Annotated in this window: 11 protein-coding genes; 10 read left to right on the top strand and 1 reads right to left on the bottom strand. The window is 68.7% G+C overall.

Features of this window, described 5'->3' with window-relative positions:
- From Q8814_RS07050 to Q8814_RS07035, 4 genes are all read left to right on the top strand, one after another.
- The coding region (locus tag Q8814_RS07050; protein ID WP_330151305.1) for an XdhC family protein at nucleotides 1-571 on the top strand (571 nt) is incomplete at its 5' end.
- Nucleotides 572-573: 2 nt separating this feature from the next.
- Complete coding sequence (locus tag Q8814_RS07045; RefSeq protein WP_330151308.1) at nucleotides 574-1,467, top strand: AAA family ATPase; 894 nt, start codon at nucleotides 574-576, stop codon at nucleotides 1,465-1,467.
- Nucleotides 1,464-2,672 carry a VWA domain-containing protein gene (locus tag Q8814_RS07040; protein WP_330151304.1) on the top strand — a complete coding sequence of 403 codons (1,209 nt, stop codon included), beginning with the start codon at nucleotides 1,464-1,466 and terminating at the stop codon, nucleotides 2,670-2,672. The genes Q8814_RS07045 and Q8814_RS07040 overlap by 4 nt, the downstream gene beginning before the upstream one ends.
- Nucleotides 2,673-2,704: 32 nt before the next feature.
- A complete protein-coding gene (locus Q8814_RS07035; protein ID WP_330151303.1) occupies nucleotides 2,705-4,738 on the top strand; it encodes a cytochrome c oxidase assembly protein in 2,034 nt (677 codons plus the stop codon).
- 4 nt (nucleotides 4,739-4,742) lie between these two features.
- On the opposite strand, the gene Q8814_RS07030 is transcribed toward Q8814_RS07035, so the two are convergent.
- A complete protein-coding gene (locus tag Q8814_RS07030; protein WP_330151302.1) occupies nucleotides 4,743-5,588 on the bottom strand; it encodes a TspO/MBR family protein in 846 nt (281 codons plus the stop codon).
- 158 nt (nucleotides 5,589-5,746) lie between these two features.
- Here Q8814_RS07030 and Q8814_RS07025 point away from each other — a divergent pair, with 158 nt between their 5' ends.
- From Q8814_RS07025 to Q8814_RS07000, 6 genes are all read left to right on the top strand, one after another.
- Entirely contained in the window at nucleotides 5,747-6,850 is a 1,104-nt protein-coding gene (locus tag Q8814_RS07025) for an alpha/beta hydrolase (RefSeq protein ID WP_408015851.1), read from the top strand.
- Between the two features lie 72 nt (nucleotides 6,851-6,922).
- On the top strand, nucleotides 6,923-8,596 hold the full coding sequence (gene ettA / locus Q8814_RS07020; protein WP_330151301.1) for an energy-dependent translational throttle protein EttA: 1,674 nt from the start codon (nucleotides 6,923-6,925) through the stop codon (nucleotides 8,594-8,596).
- Nucleotide 8,597: 1 nt separating this feature from the next.
- Nucleotides 8,598-9,011: an acyl-CoA thioesterase gene (locus Q8814_RS07015; protein ID WP_330151306.1), complete on the top strand. Its 414-nt coding sequence runs from the start codon at nucleotides 8,598-8,600 to the stop codon at nucleotides 9,009-9,011.
- Between the two features lie 103 nt (nucleotides 9,012-9,114).
- The gene (locus Q8814_RS07010) at nucleotides 9,115-13,908 is read left to right on the top strand and encodes an NAD-glutamate dehydrogenase (RefSeq protein WP_330151300.1); all 4,794 of its coding nucleotides are present in this window, start codon (nucleotides 9,115-9,117) and stop codon (nucleotides 13,906-13,908) included.
- Between the two features lie 3 nt (nucleotides 13,909-13,911).
- A complete protein-coding gene (locus tag Q8814_RS07005; protein WP_330151299.1) occupies nucleotides 13,912-14,346 on the top strand; it encodes an acyl-CoA thioesterase in 435 nt (144 codons plus the stop codon).
- On the top strand, nucleotides 14,339-15,028 hold the full coding sequence (locus tag Q8814_RS07000; RefSeq protein WP_330151298.1) for a hypothetical protein: 690 nt from the start codon (nucleotides 14,339-14,341) through the stop codon (nucleotides 15,026-15,028). The genes Q8814_RS07005 and Q8814_RS07000 overlap by 8 nt, the downstream gene beginning before the upstream one ends.

The following is a 15,028-nucleotide window of genomic DNA, read 5'->3' as shown; positions in this document are numbered from 1 at the left end:
AATCTATCTGGAACCGCAACTGCCCCCGACGACCGTCGCGGTGGCCGGCACTTCGCCGGTCGCCGAGGCGGTCGCCGACTTCACCTCCCGGGTGGGCTACGAGGTGGTGCCGGTGCGCGGCAGCGACCTTCCCGACGGGATTGCCGCGGTGGTCGTCGCGAGCCACGGCGGCGACGAGGCGGGCGTGATCCGGGCCGGGCTCGACGCCGGCGCCGGCTACATCGGGCTGGTGGCCAGTCGCACCCGCGGTGCCGCGGTCCTCGCCGAGATCGACCTGACCGACGACGAACGAGCCCGCATCCACACCCCGGCAGGGTTGGACCTCGGCGCACGCACCCCCGCCGAGATCGGATTGTCGATCGTCGCCGACATCGTGCAGCGGGTGCGCAGTGGCGAACTAACGGGTCGTGGCGCGGAGCAGCGCACGGTGCCGCACCCGGCGGTCGATCCGATCTGCGGGATGACGGTGACGAACTCCGACTCCACCCCGCACCTGGTCTCCGACGGCACCGACGTGTGGTTCTGCTGCCCGGGTTGCCGCCGTGCCTATCAGAAGGAACACGCCGCGTGACCGTGCCGGCACCACAGTCCAGCTTTGCCGACCCCGACGACGTCGTCGCACGATTCGACGCCCACGATCACCTGCTCGACGAGGGCACCGCGACCGCGCTGTATCTCGCGGTGGAGCTCGGCCGGCCACTGCTTCTCGAAGGCGAGCCGGGGGTCGGCAAGACAATGGCCGCCAAAACCCTCGCGTCGGTGCTGGGCACCCCGCTGATCCGGCTGCAATGCTACGAGGGCCTGGCTGCCGCCGAAGCGCTCTACGACTGGAACTATCAGCGTCAGCTCCTCGCGATCCGGCTTGCCGAAGCACACGGCGACACCCCGGCCGAACACGACCTCTACACCGAGGACTATCTGCTCGAGCGTCCCATCCTGCAGTGCGTGCGTCATCGGGGACCGACACCACCGGTTCTGCTCATCGACGAAATCGACCGGGCCGACGACGAATTCGAGGCGCTCCTGCTGGAGTTCCTCGGGGAGTTCACCGTCACCGTGCCCGAACTGGGCACGCTCACCGCGACGCAGCGTCCGGTGGTGGTCCTGACCTCGAACCGCAGCCGCGATCTGCACGACGCTCTTCGTCGCCGCTGCCTGTACCACTGGATCGACTATCCGGGTCCGGCCCACGCCGCCGCCATCCTGCGACGCACCGTGCCCGCCGCGAACTCCGCGCTGATCGAGCACGCCACCGATTTCGTCGGCGCCGTCCGCGCCCTCGACCTCGACAAGGCGCCCGGTATCGCCGAGACCATCGACTGGGTGTCCGCGCTTGCCGCGCTCGGCGTCGCCGACCTTGTCGATCCCGGCGCCGTCGCGTCCCTTGCCGCACTCGCGAAGACTCCCGACGACCGCGACACGATCGGTGACGCGTTCACCGATTACCTGGTGGCCCGGTCGACGTGATCGCCCCGCTGCTGCGGGGCGTGGACCTGGCCGCGTTCTGCGTCGCACTGGCCGAACGGCTTCGCACCGCCGGTGTCGCGGTACCCGCGGAGGGAGCGGCGACCCTCACCCGGGCGCTGCGGCTGCAGCCTCCGCGCACCCGCAATCGGCTGTATTGGGCGGCACGGCTGACCCTCGTCGACCGGCACGACGGCCTCGCGGTGTTCGATGCCGTGTTCTCCGAGGTCTTCGACCACGGCGTGCTGCCGATGGACCCGCACGCCCGTCGCACGGGACCGGAGGACGCCCCGCACACCGCCCCCGAGGCACCGCACTCCGGCGAGCCTCACCGCCGGCCGGGAGGCGGCGGCGCCGAGGTTCCGTGGGTGACCCGCACCGTGGCGGTCGCCGACCGGACGCCGCCTCGGACACGACCCGGAGAGGCACTGCCCAGCGCGCTGGCCGGTGCCGCCGATCAGCGGTTCTCCGACCTGGATCCCACCGAGTTGGCTGCCCTCGGTGCCCGGCTCGAACAGGCAACCGTGCGGTGGTTGACCCGGCCCACCCGTCGCCGCGTGCGGCACCACGCCGGACGAGTCGACCTGCGTGCGAGCATCTCGGCTTCCCGCCGCACCGGGTTCGAACCGGTGCGGTTGCTCCGCACGCGTCCCGGACGGCGACGCCGACGGCTCGTCGTGTTCTGCGACGTGAGCCGATCGATGCGCGGCTATGCCGACATCTACCTGCATCTGATGCGAGCCGCGGTGCGCGGCGGGGACGCCGAGATCTTCGTGTTTTCCACCACAGCGACGCGGCTCACGACGCTGCTGGCCCAGCACTCCGTCGATCGCGCGATCGAGACGGTCAACGCCCGGGTCGACGAGCGTTTCGGCGGCACCTGCATCGCCGGGAGCCTTGCAGATGTGCTCGGATCACATCGCGGTCATCTGCTGCGCGGCGCGATCGTCGTACTCGCCTCGGACGGCTGGGACAGCGACGATCCGGCCGAACTCGCGCAGGTGATGGGCCGGGTGCGTCGTCGCGCCCACCGTGTCGTGTGGCTCAACCCTCGTGCCGGCCTCCCCGGATTCACCCCGACCACCGCGTCGATGGCAGCCGCGCTGCCGTACTGCGATGCGCTGCTGCCCGCCGACACCTTGCGCGCGCTCCGGGAAGCGATCGACGTGATCACCGGTCCCGAGCGTCTCTCCGACGGCGCGTCGTAACCTCGAGTCCGGCACGTCCTACCCTGATAGCTATGGCATCCCCCGAGCTCGCGCCCGCCGCGGAGCAACCTGCACCGGCTCGCAGACGGGGAAACCCGTCGGCTCTCTTCGTTCTCTTCGGCATCATCGCGGCGATCGTCGCGGCGATCGTCGTCGGCCTGTCGGCAGCACAGGCGCTCGTGCTGCTCGGCATACCGGACCCGGGCGCCCTCACCACCTACGGACTGCCCGCGGTGCGGGCGATGTCGGAGATCGCGGCGGTGCTGACGATCGGGTCGTTGTTCTTCGCGGCCTTCCTCGTACCGCCGCAAGCCGACGGCGTCCTCGACGTCGGGGGTTACCGCGCGGTGCGAACCGCCGGTGTCGCCGCGATCGTATGGGCGGTGACCGCCGCGATGCTCGTTCCGCTGATCCTGTCGGACACGTCCGGGCAGCCGCTGGCCGAGGCGATCAAACCGGAGAACCTGTGGCAGGGCGTCGGGCAGATCGAGACTGCGCTCGCGTGGGCATGGACGACCGTGCTCGCGGCGATCACCGCGATGCTGATCCGCCTCGCGGTGCGCTGGTCGTGGACGCCGTACCTGCTGCTGCTGTCGCTGGTCACGTTGATGCCCGTCGCGTTGACCGGCCATTCGGCGTCCGGCGGCTCGCACGACATGGCGACCAACAGCCTCGTGCTGCACCTGGTCGCAGCGTCGGTGTGGACGGGCGGGCTGTTCATGTTGTTCGCACATGCCTGGCGCGGTGGCGCCTATACGGATCTGGCGGCACGACGATTCTCGGTCGTCGCCGGCATCGCCTTCGCGGTGATGGCGCTGAGCGGTGTCATCAACGCCGCGGTCCGGGTGCCCTTCGAAGACCTGACCACCACGACGTACGGACGACTGGTGATCGCGAAGGCCGTGGCGCTGATCGCTCTCGGCGTCTTCGGCTGGATGCAGCGCCGACGCGCGTTGCCGGCGCTCGAGGCCGATCCCACGAACCGGCTCGCGCTGGTGCGATTCACCGCGGTGGAGGCGATCATTCTCGCTGCGACCGTGGGGCTCGCCGTCGGTCTCGGCCGTACCCCGCCACCCGCACCGGACGCCCCGCCGACCCTGCTCGAGGTAGAGCTCGGCTACAACCTCGACGCCGCGCCGACGTTCGCGAACCTGTTCTTCGGGCCGTGGCGTCTCGACTTGATCTTCGGCACCGCGGCCCTGGTTCTCGCCGCCGCGTACGCGCTCGGTTTGTGGACGCTGCGCCGCCGCGGTGACTCGTGGCCGGTCGGCCGCTCGATCGCGTGGGTCGCCGGTTGCTTCGTGCTGCTGGTGACGACCTCCGCGGGTGTCGGGATGTACTCACCCGCCATGTTCAGCGTCCACATGGGCGCGCATATGGCCATGTCGATGCTTATCCCGGTGCTGCTCGCGCTGGGCGGCGCGATGACCCTCGCGCTGCGCGCGTTCAGGCCCGCCGGACGCGGCGCGCCGCCCGGCATGCGCGAGTGGATCCTGGAATTCCTGCACAGTCCGCCGTCGCGGTTCTTCACCCATCCCATCGTCTCGTCGGTGATGTTCGTCGGTGGCTTCTACGCCCTGTACCTGGGCGGCATCTTCACGGCGTTCGCGGACAGCCACAGCGCGCACGTGCTGATGAATCTGCACTTCCTGCTGAGCGGCTACCTGTTCTACTGGGTCGTCATCGGTGTCGATCCGTCTCCGCGCGACCTGCAACCGGTCACCAAGCTCGCGATGGTGTTCGGGTCCCTGCCGTTCCACGCGTTCTTCGGCGTGACGCTGATGAGCATGGGGTCGGTGATGGCCGAGTCCTACTACCGCGGTCTGGGACTGCCGTGGAACAGCGATCTGTTCTCCGATCAGAAGGTCGGCGGTGGTATCGCGTGGTCCGCCGGGGAGATCCCACTCGTGCTGGTCATGTTGGCGCTGCTCGTCCAGTGGTCGCGCTCCGACAAGCGCACCGCACGCCGTGTCGACCGCGCCGCGGAACGCGACCACGACGCCGATCTGGCCGCCCACAACGCCATGTTCGCCGAACTGGCGCGACGCGACCGCGAGCACCGGTAGCGGCTCACGCGCTCCGTCGGTCCTGCCTGTTGCGCGTGGACAGACGGACCGTCACGGCGGAGATCACGACGACCGCGGCTGCGACGGAGGCCGCCACCGCGGCGGGAATCGACACCAACCCCTCGTCACCGGTCCTGGCGATCGCGATCCAGATCAGCCCCCACGCCACCCCGGCCGCGACCGCGAGACGACCGCGCCCGGCGAACGCCACCACGATCGACACCACGGCGACCACGGCCAGCACGATCACGGCCCACGCGTCGGCGCCCAACCCGAACGGATCGAGATCGGCTGAGTCGAGGGCGGCGGCGGTGTTCGCGACGGTCGCGACCATCACCCAGCCGAGGTACAGGAACATCGTGCCGTCCACGACCACAGCTTCGGGTGTGCCGGACGGCGCCGTGTGACTCAGGCCGAGGAACACGCGGATCAGTACCCCCAGCAGGGCGGCGATGACGGCGACGCTCACGGCGAGCAGGTCGAACTGGATCGACAGGATCCACGCCGCGTTGAGCAGCATCGATGCGGCGATCCACCAGCCCAGGGCGCGCTGGCGGGCGTCGGTGTGGTGCGCCGGGAGCGCCTGCCACACCGCGAGCGCGACAAGCCCGATATAGATGAGCGTCCAGATCGAGAAGGCGGCGCCGCCGGGCGCGACGGCAGTGGCATCCGAGGCCAGCGCCCCTCCGGCGGCCTCGGCGACGGGCGTACCTGCCACGGCGCCGGAGCCGAAGAGCGAGCCGAGCACCGCGAGCACGGCGCTGACCGCGACCACCACGACGCGCGCGGTGTCCCGTCCGTTCCGGGATGTTGCCGGTGCAGGCTGCCTGGTCGAGGGAGGGGAAGTCATGCGCGAGGAGTTCCCCGGGAGACCGGAAACGAATCGGCACGGCGCCGCGCGTCTGCCGGACGTGCGGGGTCGCGCAATCTATCGTCCGGAGGGTGATCGGAAACGCCTCGCCCGCACCCGCCGCACGACACCGCACCGGCGGGCGGCCGGGGCTTCGGATACTGGCGTGCGCCGGCGTTCTGGCGGTCGCGCTGGCCACACCCGCCGCGGCGGGTGCCGAGACGGCGTCCGGCTCGGTGATCGACGCGCAACCCCTGGCCGCGCAGTTGTCGGTGCCGGGAGCCGCGAGCACACAGAAGTTCACCTACCGAACCCAGTGGCGTTCGGGTGAGAGCACGACGGCCACCGGGGTGCTGTTCGTTCCGCCGGGTGCGTCACCGGCCGGTGGCCGGCCCGTCGTCGCGTGGGCACACGGCACGACCGGCCTGGCCGACGAATGCGCACCTTCCCGCAATCCGCGCACATCCCGCGACACGGAATATCTCGATCATTGGCTCGCGCAGGGCTATGCGGTGGTGGCGGCGGACTACCCCGGCCTCGGCAGCGAAGGACTGCACCGATACCTGGACGGGCAGAGCGCGGCCAACAGCATCGTCGACAGCGTGCGGGCGGCGCGGGCCGTCGAACCCGCGCTGTCCGATCGGTGGGTGGTGATCGGGCAGTCGCAGGGCGGCCACGCCGCGTTGCACACCGCGCACCTCGCGCACGTCCGGGCGCCTGAGCTGAACTTCCGCGGTACGGTCACCACGGGCGCCCCCTCGAACCTCGAGCTCCTGTATCCGCTCGGCTTCCCCGGTTTCCCGGACTTGGGCCTCGACGGTCTCACCGCGTTCAGCGCCTACATCTTCGCGGGGCTCCGCACGTCGAATCCGTCTCTCGATGTCGACAGCTACCTCACCGACGTCGGACGCGAGGTGGTCGATGCGGCCGAAGGGCTATGCTACGACGACCTGAAGGCCCGCTACGCGCACGTCGAGATCGGTCAGCTCCTGGCCCGCCCGCTCGCCGACGAACGCTTCCGGGCGGCGTTCGCCGACTATCTGGGCGTACCCACCACCGGATACGACCGCCCCCTGTTCATCGGGCAGGGACTGCGCGACTCGATGGTGCCGCCTCCGCTGGCGTTCAAACTCGCCGCCGACCTGTGGGCCGGGGGCGCGCAGCCGCAGTTCCGGACGTATCCCACCGGGCATTCGGAGACGATGTTCGCGTCGCTGCCCGACTCCACGCCGTTCGTCTCCGGACTCGTCGCGTCTCCCTGATCCGGCAGCGTCCCCGGCGGGACGAAACCGCAGGATGTGGGTTCTCACGCCCGGCCGGATACGCTGGTCGGCATGGCGGAGTTCATATACACGATGAAGAAGGTGCGCAAGGCGCACGGTGACAAGGTCATCCTCGACGACGTCACCATGAGCTTCTACCCGGGTGCCAAGATCGGTGTGGTCGGGCCCAACGGTGCAGGCAAGTCGTCCATCCTCAAGATCATGGCCGGGCTGGATCAGCCCAGCAACGGAGAAGCGTTCCTCGATCCCGAGGCGACCGTCGGCATCCTGCTGCAGGAGCCGCCGCTCAACGAGGAGAAGACCGTCCGCGGCAACGTGGAGGAGGGCCTCGGGGAGATCAAGGTCAAGCTCGACCGGTTCAACGAGATCGCCGAGCTCATGGCGACCGACTACTCCGACGAGCTGATGGAGGAGATGGGCAAGCTCCAGGAGGAGCTCGATCACGCGAATGCGTGGGACGTCGACTCTCAGCTCGAGCAGGCGATGGACGCGCTGCGCTGCCCGCCGCCGGACGAGCCCGTCACCCACCTTTCCGGTGGTGAGCGTCGCCGTGTCGCGCTGTGCAAGCTGCTGCTGAGCAAGCCCGACCTGCTGCTTCTCGACGAGCCCACCAACCACCTCGACGCCGAATCCGTGCTGTGGCTCGAGCAGTTCCTCGCGTCGTACCCCGGCGCCGTCCTCGCCGTCACTCACGACCGGTACTTCCTCGATCACGTCGCGCAGTGGATCTGTGAGGTCGACCGCGGAAAGCTGCACCCGTACGAAGGCAACTACTCCACCTACCTGGAGAAGAAGGCCGAGCGCCTCGAAGTGCAGGGCAAAAAGGACCAGAAGCTGCAGAAGCGCCTCAAGGAGGAGCTCGAGTGGGTCCGGTCCGGCGCGAAGGCCCGGCAGACGAAGAGCAAGGCGCGTCTGGGCCGCTACGAGGAGATGGCGGCGGAGGCGGAGAAGCACCGCAAGCTGGACTTCGAAGAGATCCAGATTCCGACGCCGCCGCGGCTGGGCAACGTTGTCGTCGAGGTCGAGCACCTCGACAAGGGCTTCGAGGGCCGTGTCCTGATCAAGGACCTGTCCTTCACACTGCCGCGCAACGGCATCGTCGGCGTGATCGGCCCCAACGGCGTGGGTAAGACCACGTTGTTCAAGACGATCGTCGGACTCGAGCAGCCGGATTCGGGCACCGTCAAGGTGGGCGAGACCGTCAAGCTCAGCTACGTCGACCAGAACCGGGCCAACATCGACCCCACCAAGAACGTGTGGGAGGTTGTGTCCGGTGGCATGGACTTCATCGAGGTCGGACAGAACGAGATGCCCTCGCGCGCGTATGTCAGCGCGTTCGGTTTCAAGGGCCCGGATCAGCAGAAGAAGTCGGGGGTGCTCTCCGGTGGTGAACGCAACCGCTTGAACCTCGCCCTGACCCTCAAGGAGGGCGGCAACCTGATCCTGCTCGACGAGCCGACCAACGACCTCGACGTCGAGACCTTGAGTTCGCTGGAGAACGCGTTGCAGCAGTTCCCGGGCTGCGCCGTGGTGATCTCGCACGATCGCTGGTTCCTCGACCGCACGTGTACCCACATCCTCGCGTGGGAGGGCAACGTCGAAGAGGGCAAGTGGTTCTGGTTCGAGGGCAACTTCGAGGCGTACGAGGCCAACAAGGTCGAGCGGCTCGGCGCCGAGGCCGCCCGTCCGCATCGGGTCACGCACCGGAAGCTGACGCGTGACTGATATGGCCGTCGCAGGTGAGCCCTACCGGTGCTCGCTCGAGGTGCGCTGGGCCGATTCCGATCGGCTCGGGCACGTCAACAACACCAAGGTCGTCGAGTACATGCAGGAGGCGCGGATCAAGTTCCTGCAGTCGGGGGAACTCGGACGCGGCGCGGTCGCGGTGCGGAAGATGGACGTCGAGTTCCTGCGACCCCTCAAGGACGAGTCGGGGCCGCTCACTGTCGAGATAGCGGTGCTGCATGTGGGTGTCCGCTCCTACACGCTGCGCCACACGATCCTGGACCGGAACGGTGTGGTGTGCGCGCACGGGGATGCGGTCCTCGTGGGGTTCGATGTGCGCTCGGAGACCTCGCGCCCCCTGAGCGACGGCGAACGCGACGTTCTCGACCGGCATCGCGTGGCGGAAGCCCACTGACAGGCCGCGAGTTCCACTCCTAACCACCGGCGCCGCGGATAGGCTCGACAACGGGCCCGTCCGCGGCGCTCGGTATTCCGGCGATAACCGAGGAGTGATATCCATGCCTGATTCGACTGCGGCGCCGCGGCATTCGTTCCCGGAGTCGGTGCTCGAACAGGCATACCTCCGGTCCGCGGACGGCAGTGACGTGCCGACCGGGGCCGCGTCCGCGCATCTCGCGCTGGGACAGGTGCGCGCACCCGGATCGGCCCTGATTCGCGTGTACCGGCCCGGTCGCGGCGACGGCCTCGGCGCCGCCGTCCAGGTCGTCACCGACGACATGCCGTTGCTCGTCGAATCGGTGATGTCGTTGTTCGCGCGGCTCGGCGTGTCCGTCGGCGCGGTCGTGCACCCCGTGCTCACGGCCCGCCGCGACCGCGCCGGCACCCTCGAACAGCTGACGTCCGACGCCTCCGTATCCGGCGACGGCACCGCGGAGTCCTGGATGCACATCCAGCTGCACCCCACGACGACGGCCGACGCACTCGACGAAGTCGAATCGGAGCTGGAGCGGGTCCTGGCCGATGTGCGGCAGGTCGCCGCCGACACCGGAGCCATGCGTTCGCTCGAAGGCGAGATCGCCGACGAGTTGGACCGGCTCGCCGCCGCGCCGCCCGGCTCGCTCTCGGCGGGCGATCTGTCCGAGACGGCAGCGCTGCTCCGCTGGCTCGCCCGCGGAAACTTCAACGAGCTCGGGTACCGCCGGTACGAGTTCGCGGATCGGTCCGGAACGGGCCGACGGCGGTCGTGGCCCGTCGCGGGCAGTGGCCTCGGTGTGCTGCGCGGCGTCTCCGAGGTCGCGGCTCCGATCGACCTTCCGGCCGACGTGGATCCCGGTCGCCCGCTGCTCGTTCTCACGCAGGGCGTGCGGCCCTCGACCGTGCACCGCTCCGTCTACCCGTACTTCGTCGGTGTTGCCGTCCTGGACGACGATGGCGTCCCGGTGGGCGAACACCGGTTCCTCGGGGTGCTCACCGTCACCGCAATGCACGAGAACATCCTCGACATCCCGTTGATCTCGCGCAGAGTGCGTGAGGTGATCGCCCGGGCAGGCATCGAACTGACCTCGTACACCGGCCAGCAGATGCTCGAGACCATGCAGACCGTGCCGCGTGCGGAGCTGTTCTCCATGGACACCGGCACCCTCTACGAGACCGTGACGTCGGTGGTGGAGATCCGGCGGCAGGTGCGGCTGTTCGTCCGGGTCGACTCCTACGGCAGATACCTGTCGTGCCTGGTGTACCTGCCTCGCGATCGGTACACCACGCGGGTCCGCCTCGCGATGCAGGACATCCTGCTGCGCGAGTACGGGGACGGTGTGCTCGACTACACCGCGCGCGTCTCCGAAGGTGACCTGGCGTTGCTGCACGTCACCATCCGCTTCCCGTCGGGTGCGTCCCCGCAGATCGACATATCCGAACAGAACCGGCTGCGCGTGCAGGCGATGCTCGCCGAAGTCAGCCGCAGCTGGACCGATCGGCTCGCCGATGCCGCCGCCACCGATCCGGACTTCGATCCGGGGCTCGTGCAGCGGTATGCCGCCGCCGTGCCCGAGGCCTACAAGGAGGACTTCGACTCCGGGCGTGCGCTCGCCGACCTTCGCCGGCTCGAACCGATGGGTCCGGGTGACTTCGATCTGCTGCTCTACCGCCCGGACAACGCCCCCGCACGGCAGTGGCGATTCACGCTGTACATCGGCGCCGAATCCATCACTTTGGGCCGGGTCCTGCCCGTGTTGCAGAGTCTCGGCGTCGAAGTCGTCGACGAACGTCCCTATCAGCTCACCCGGTCCGACGGGATGGACTGCTTCATCTACGATTTCGGCCTGAACGTGCCGGACGATCTGAAACCGGGTGCGCTCGAGTCCGATCCGACGTTGACCCGTCGATTCACCGACATGTTCGCGACGGCGTGGTGCGGCGACGTCGAAACCGACCGGTTCAACGAACTGGTGCTGCGTGCCGGCCTGACGTGGCGCCAGGTGCTGGCGCTGCGCGCGTACGCGAAGTATCTGCGTCAGACGGGGTTTCCGTACAGCCAGTACAACATCGAGGGAGTGTTGCTCGCTGCACCGGAGACGACCGCGTTGCTCGTCGAACTGTTCGAGGCCATGTTCGATCCGGCCGGAGTGTCGAACGTACGTGAACGTGAGCTCGTGGAGGAGCTGACCCAGAAGATCGATGCGGTCACCGACCTCACCACCGATCGGATCCTCCGCGCTCTGTTCAGCCTGGTCTGTTCGACGTTGCGTACCAACTACTTCGTGCCCGACACCGACGACGCCACCCGAGGACGTGTGCTGGCACTGAAGCTCGATCCCGCCGGCATCTCCGAACTACCCCGGCCGCGACCGAAGTTCGAGGTTTTCGTCTATGCCCCCGACGTCGAAGGCGTCCATATGCGTTTCGGTGCGGTCGCGCGCGGTGGCCTGCGCTGGTCCGATCGTCGGGAGGACTTCCGTACCGAGGTGCTCGGCCTCGTCAAAGCCCAGGCGGTCAAGAATGCGGTGATCGTGCCCGTCGGCGCCAAAGGCGGCTTCGTCGTGAAGCATTCGCCGCCGCCGACGGGAGATCCCGCAACCGACCGGCAGGCTCTGCGCGCCCGCGGCGAACACTGCTACCGGCGCTTCATCGCGGGTCTGCTCGACATCACCGACAACCTCGACCGGGTCGATCGCAAGGCGATACCCCCCGAGCGGGTGGTGCGCCGCGACGGTGACGACACCTACCTCGTCGTCGCAGCGGACAAGGGCACCGCCTCGTTCTCCGACCTGGCCAATTCCGTTGCCGCCGAATACGACTTCTGGCTCGGCGACGCGTTCGCGTCCGGCGGCTCGGCCGGCTACGACCACAAGGAGATGGGAATCACCGCGCGCGGAGCGTGGGAAAGCGTCAAACGACACTTCCTGGAACTCGGGATCGACACGCAGACCCAGGACTTCACCGCCGTCGGTATCGGCGACATGAGCGGCGATGTGTTCGGTAACGGCATGCTGCTCAGCGAGCACATCCGGCTCGTCGCTGCCTTCGACCACCGTCACATCTTCCTCGACCCGGACCCGGACGCCACACGGTCGTTCGCGGAACGATGCAGACTGTTCGCGCTGCCTCGGTCGTCGTGGGCCGACTACGACGCGGCGCTGATCAGCAGCGGCGGCGGTGTGTGGGACCGGACCCGCAAGTCCATCGCGATCAGCGCGCAGGCACGCGCCGTGCTCGACCTGCCCACCTACATCACCGAACTCACGCCGCCCGAATTGATCCGTGCAATTCTGCGGGCCCCCGTCGATCTGCTGTGGAACGGCGGGATCGGCACCTACATCAAGGCGAGTTCGCAATCCCACGCCGACGTCGGTGACAAGAGCAACGACGCAGTGCGGGTGGACGGCGCCGACGTGCGGGCGCGGGTCGTGGGGGAGGGCGGGAACCTCGGTGTCACCCAGTCGGGCCGCATCGAGTACGCGCGCAGCGGTGGCAAGATCAACACCGACGCGATCGACAACTCCGCCGGGGTGGATTGTTCCGACCACGAGGTCAACATCAAGATTCTGCTCGACTCCGTCGTGACCACCGGGAATCTCCCTCGGGCAGAACGCAATCCACTGCTCGAATCGATGACCGACGAGGTCGCCGAACTCGTCCTGGCGGACAATATCAGCCAGAACAACGTACTCGGCCTCGAGCGGGCCGCCGCACCGTCGTTGCTCCGCGTGCATCAGCGGCTGATCACGGCACTCGAACTCGACAGGGGCCTCGACCGCGCACTCGAGGCGCTTCCGGACGACACGGAGATCGAGCAGCGGCTGGCCGCGGAGGAAGGATTGACGTCTCCGGAGCTGTCGCAGCTGCTCGCCCATGTCAAACTCGCGCTCGTCGACGATCTCCTCGAAACCGACCTGCCCGACAGCGACACCTTCTCCTCCCGCCTGCCCGGATACTTCCCGGCCGCCCTGCGCACGCGGTTCCGCACGGCCATCACGGCGCACCCGCTGCGCCGCCAGATCGTCGCCACCGTTCTCGCCAACGACACGGTCGACCACGGTGGCATCACCTACGTGTACCGGCTGGCGGAAGAAACGGGCGCGTCGAGCACCGACGCGATCCGGGCCTACGCGGCCGTCACCGAGATCATCGGGCTTCCGCGGGTGTGGCAGGAAATCCGCGCGGCGGACGTGCCCACCGACATCGCCGACGACCTGCTCCTGGAATCACGACGGGTACTCGACCGGGCGTCGCGCAGGTTGCTCTCCACCCGTCCGCAGCCGCTGGCGGTCGGCGCGGAGATCAGCCGCTACCGGGACACCTTCGCCCGGCTCGCCCCCCGCGTGGGTGACTGGATGCGGGGGCACCACGTGGAGGATCTCCGGATCAGGATGGAGCCACTGCTCGAGCGCGGTGCGCCCGCGGAACCGACCGGCACCGTGTTCCGGCTGCTCGACCAGTTCCCGCTGCTCGATGTCATCGATATCGCGGACATCGTCGAACGGGACGAGGCGGAGATCGCCGAGCTGTACTACGCGCTCGACGCGCACATCGGCATCGACAGGTTGCTGACGGCAGTGTCCGGCCTCGCCCGCGGCGATCGGTGGCATTCGCTGGCGCGGCTGGCCTTGCGCGACGAACTGTACGGATCGCTGCGTTCCCTGGTCGTGGACGTGGTGGCCGGCGCCGAACCGGGCGAGACCTGCGCCGAGATGATCGAGGACTGGGAATTGTCCAACGGCTCCCGGCTGGTGCGGGCGAGGTCGGCGCTCGAGGAGATCTTCGCGTCTGGGAACCTGGACCTTGCCACGCTGTCGGTGGCTGCACGGCAGATCAGGAGCATGGTGCGCACCGGCGCATCCGATCGGAGGTAACGAGTGAGTGGTGTGGGGGAACAGTTCGGGTTCCACACCGAGGTGATGGTGCGGTGGTCCGACATGGATGTCTTCCAGCACATCAATCACGCGCGGATGGTGACGTTGCTGGAGGAGGCCCGGATCCCGTGGCTGTTCACCGACGGCCGGCCCACCGAAAGCCTGCGGGAGGGCGCGGTCATCGCCGATCTCCACGTGCGCTACCGCGGGCAGCTGCGTCACGACGACGGCCCGCTCGACGTGCTCATGTGGACTCAGCAGGTCCGTGCGGTCGATTTCACGATCGGGTACGAAGTACGTCCCGGAGGCGCCCCGGCCGACTCGATACCGGCTGTCGTCGCATCCACGCAGATCGCCGCGTTCGATATCGAGACACAGCGGCTGCGCAGGCTCACCGACGACGAGCGCGAATTCCTGCTGCGGTGGCGACGTGACTGATCCGCGGGCCGTGGCAGGAGAGCGAGTGCTCCGTCTCGCCGACCCCGGCGACAGACGAGACCTCACAGCGTTCCTGACCCGCGCATTGCGGCTCGACGAGGCGGCGGTGGTACGGCTGAGCCGTCGCGGCGACGGCATGCTCGGCGCGTGGGTTCACACCGGATTCGAGGCGCTCGCGATGCGTGTGGTGCAGGGAGCCGTCACACCCGCCGACATCTGCGTCGCCGCGGACGGACTGCGCGCCGCACTCGTCGCGCTGGACGGCCCCCACACCGAGGTCGATCCGGGCTGGGCGATGGATTCGGCGTGGCGCGGCGCTCTTCCGGGCGACGCCGGCTACACCCATGTCGACGATGTGCCCGCACGTGTCCTGATCGAACTCGCCCATCGCGGTGTCGCGGTCGCTCGCGACCAGGGGGCGCAGGGTCCCCCGGCGTCACTGCTCGCGCAGGAGGTGCTCGAAGTCAGCGGGGGCGAGCTGACCGTGGGCGTACCCATGCGGATGGTGTTCGCGCTGGGGTCGATGGGATTCGTGCCCGGTGCTGCCGCGGGGGATGTCGACGGCATCGACCCGGGCGAAGTGGTGCGGGTGCGGGCCTCGGCGACCTGGCTGCGCCTCGATGCCCGATTCGGCTCGGTGTACCTGCGCCGCAGCGGGGGCCTGGGTCTGCACGTGCTCTGA

This window comes from Rhodococcus chondri, from assembly GCF_036327435.1.
Classification (GTDB): Bacteria; Actinomycetota; Actinomycetes; order Mycobacteriales; family Mycobacteriaceae; genus Rhodococcus; species Rhodococcus chondri.
Note: the sequence above shows the minus strand (reverse complement) of the source record. Positions and strands in the feature narration are given on the sequence as shown.

Excerpts from the sequence above, each read along its gene's own strand:
- Q8814_RS07035 (WP_330151303.1), top strand. The coding sequence starts at position 2,705 with ATGGCATCCCCCGAGCTCGCGCCCGCCGCGGAGCAACCTGCACCGGCT.
- Q8814_RS07030 (WP_330151302.1), bottom strand. The coding sequence starts at position 5,588 with ATGACTTCCCCTCCCTCGACCAGGCAGCCTGCACCGGCAACATCCCGG.
- ettA (WP_330151301.1), top strand. The coding sequence starts at position 6,923 with ATGGCGGAGTTCATATACACGATGAAGAAGGTGCGCAAGGCGCACGGT.
- Q8814_RS07015 (WP_330151306.1), top strand. The coding sequence starts at position 8,598 with ATGGCCGTCGCAGGTGAGCCCTACCGGTGCTCGCTCGAGGTGCGCTGG.
- Q8814_RS07010 (WP_330151300.1), top strand. The coding sequence starts at position 9,115 with ATGCCTGATTCGACTGCGGCGCCGCGGCATTCGTTCCCGGAGTCGGTG.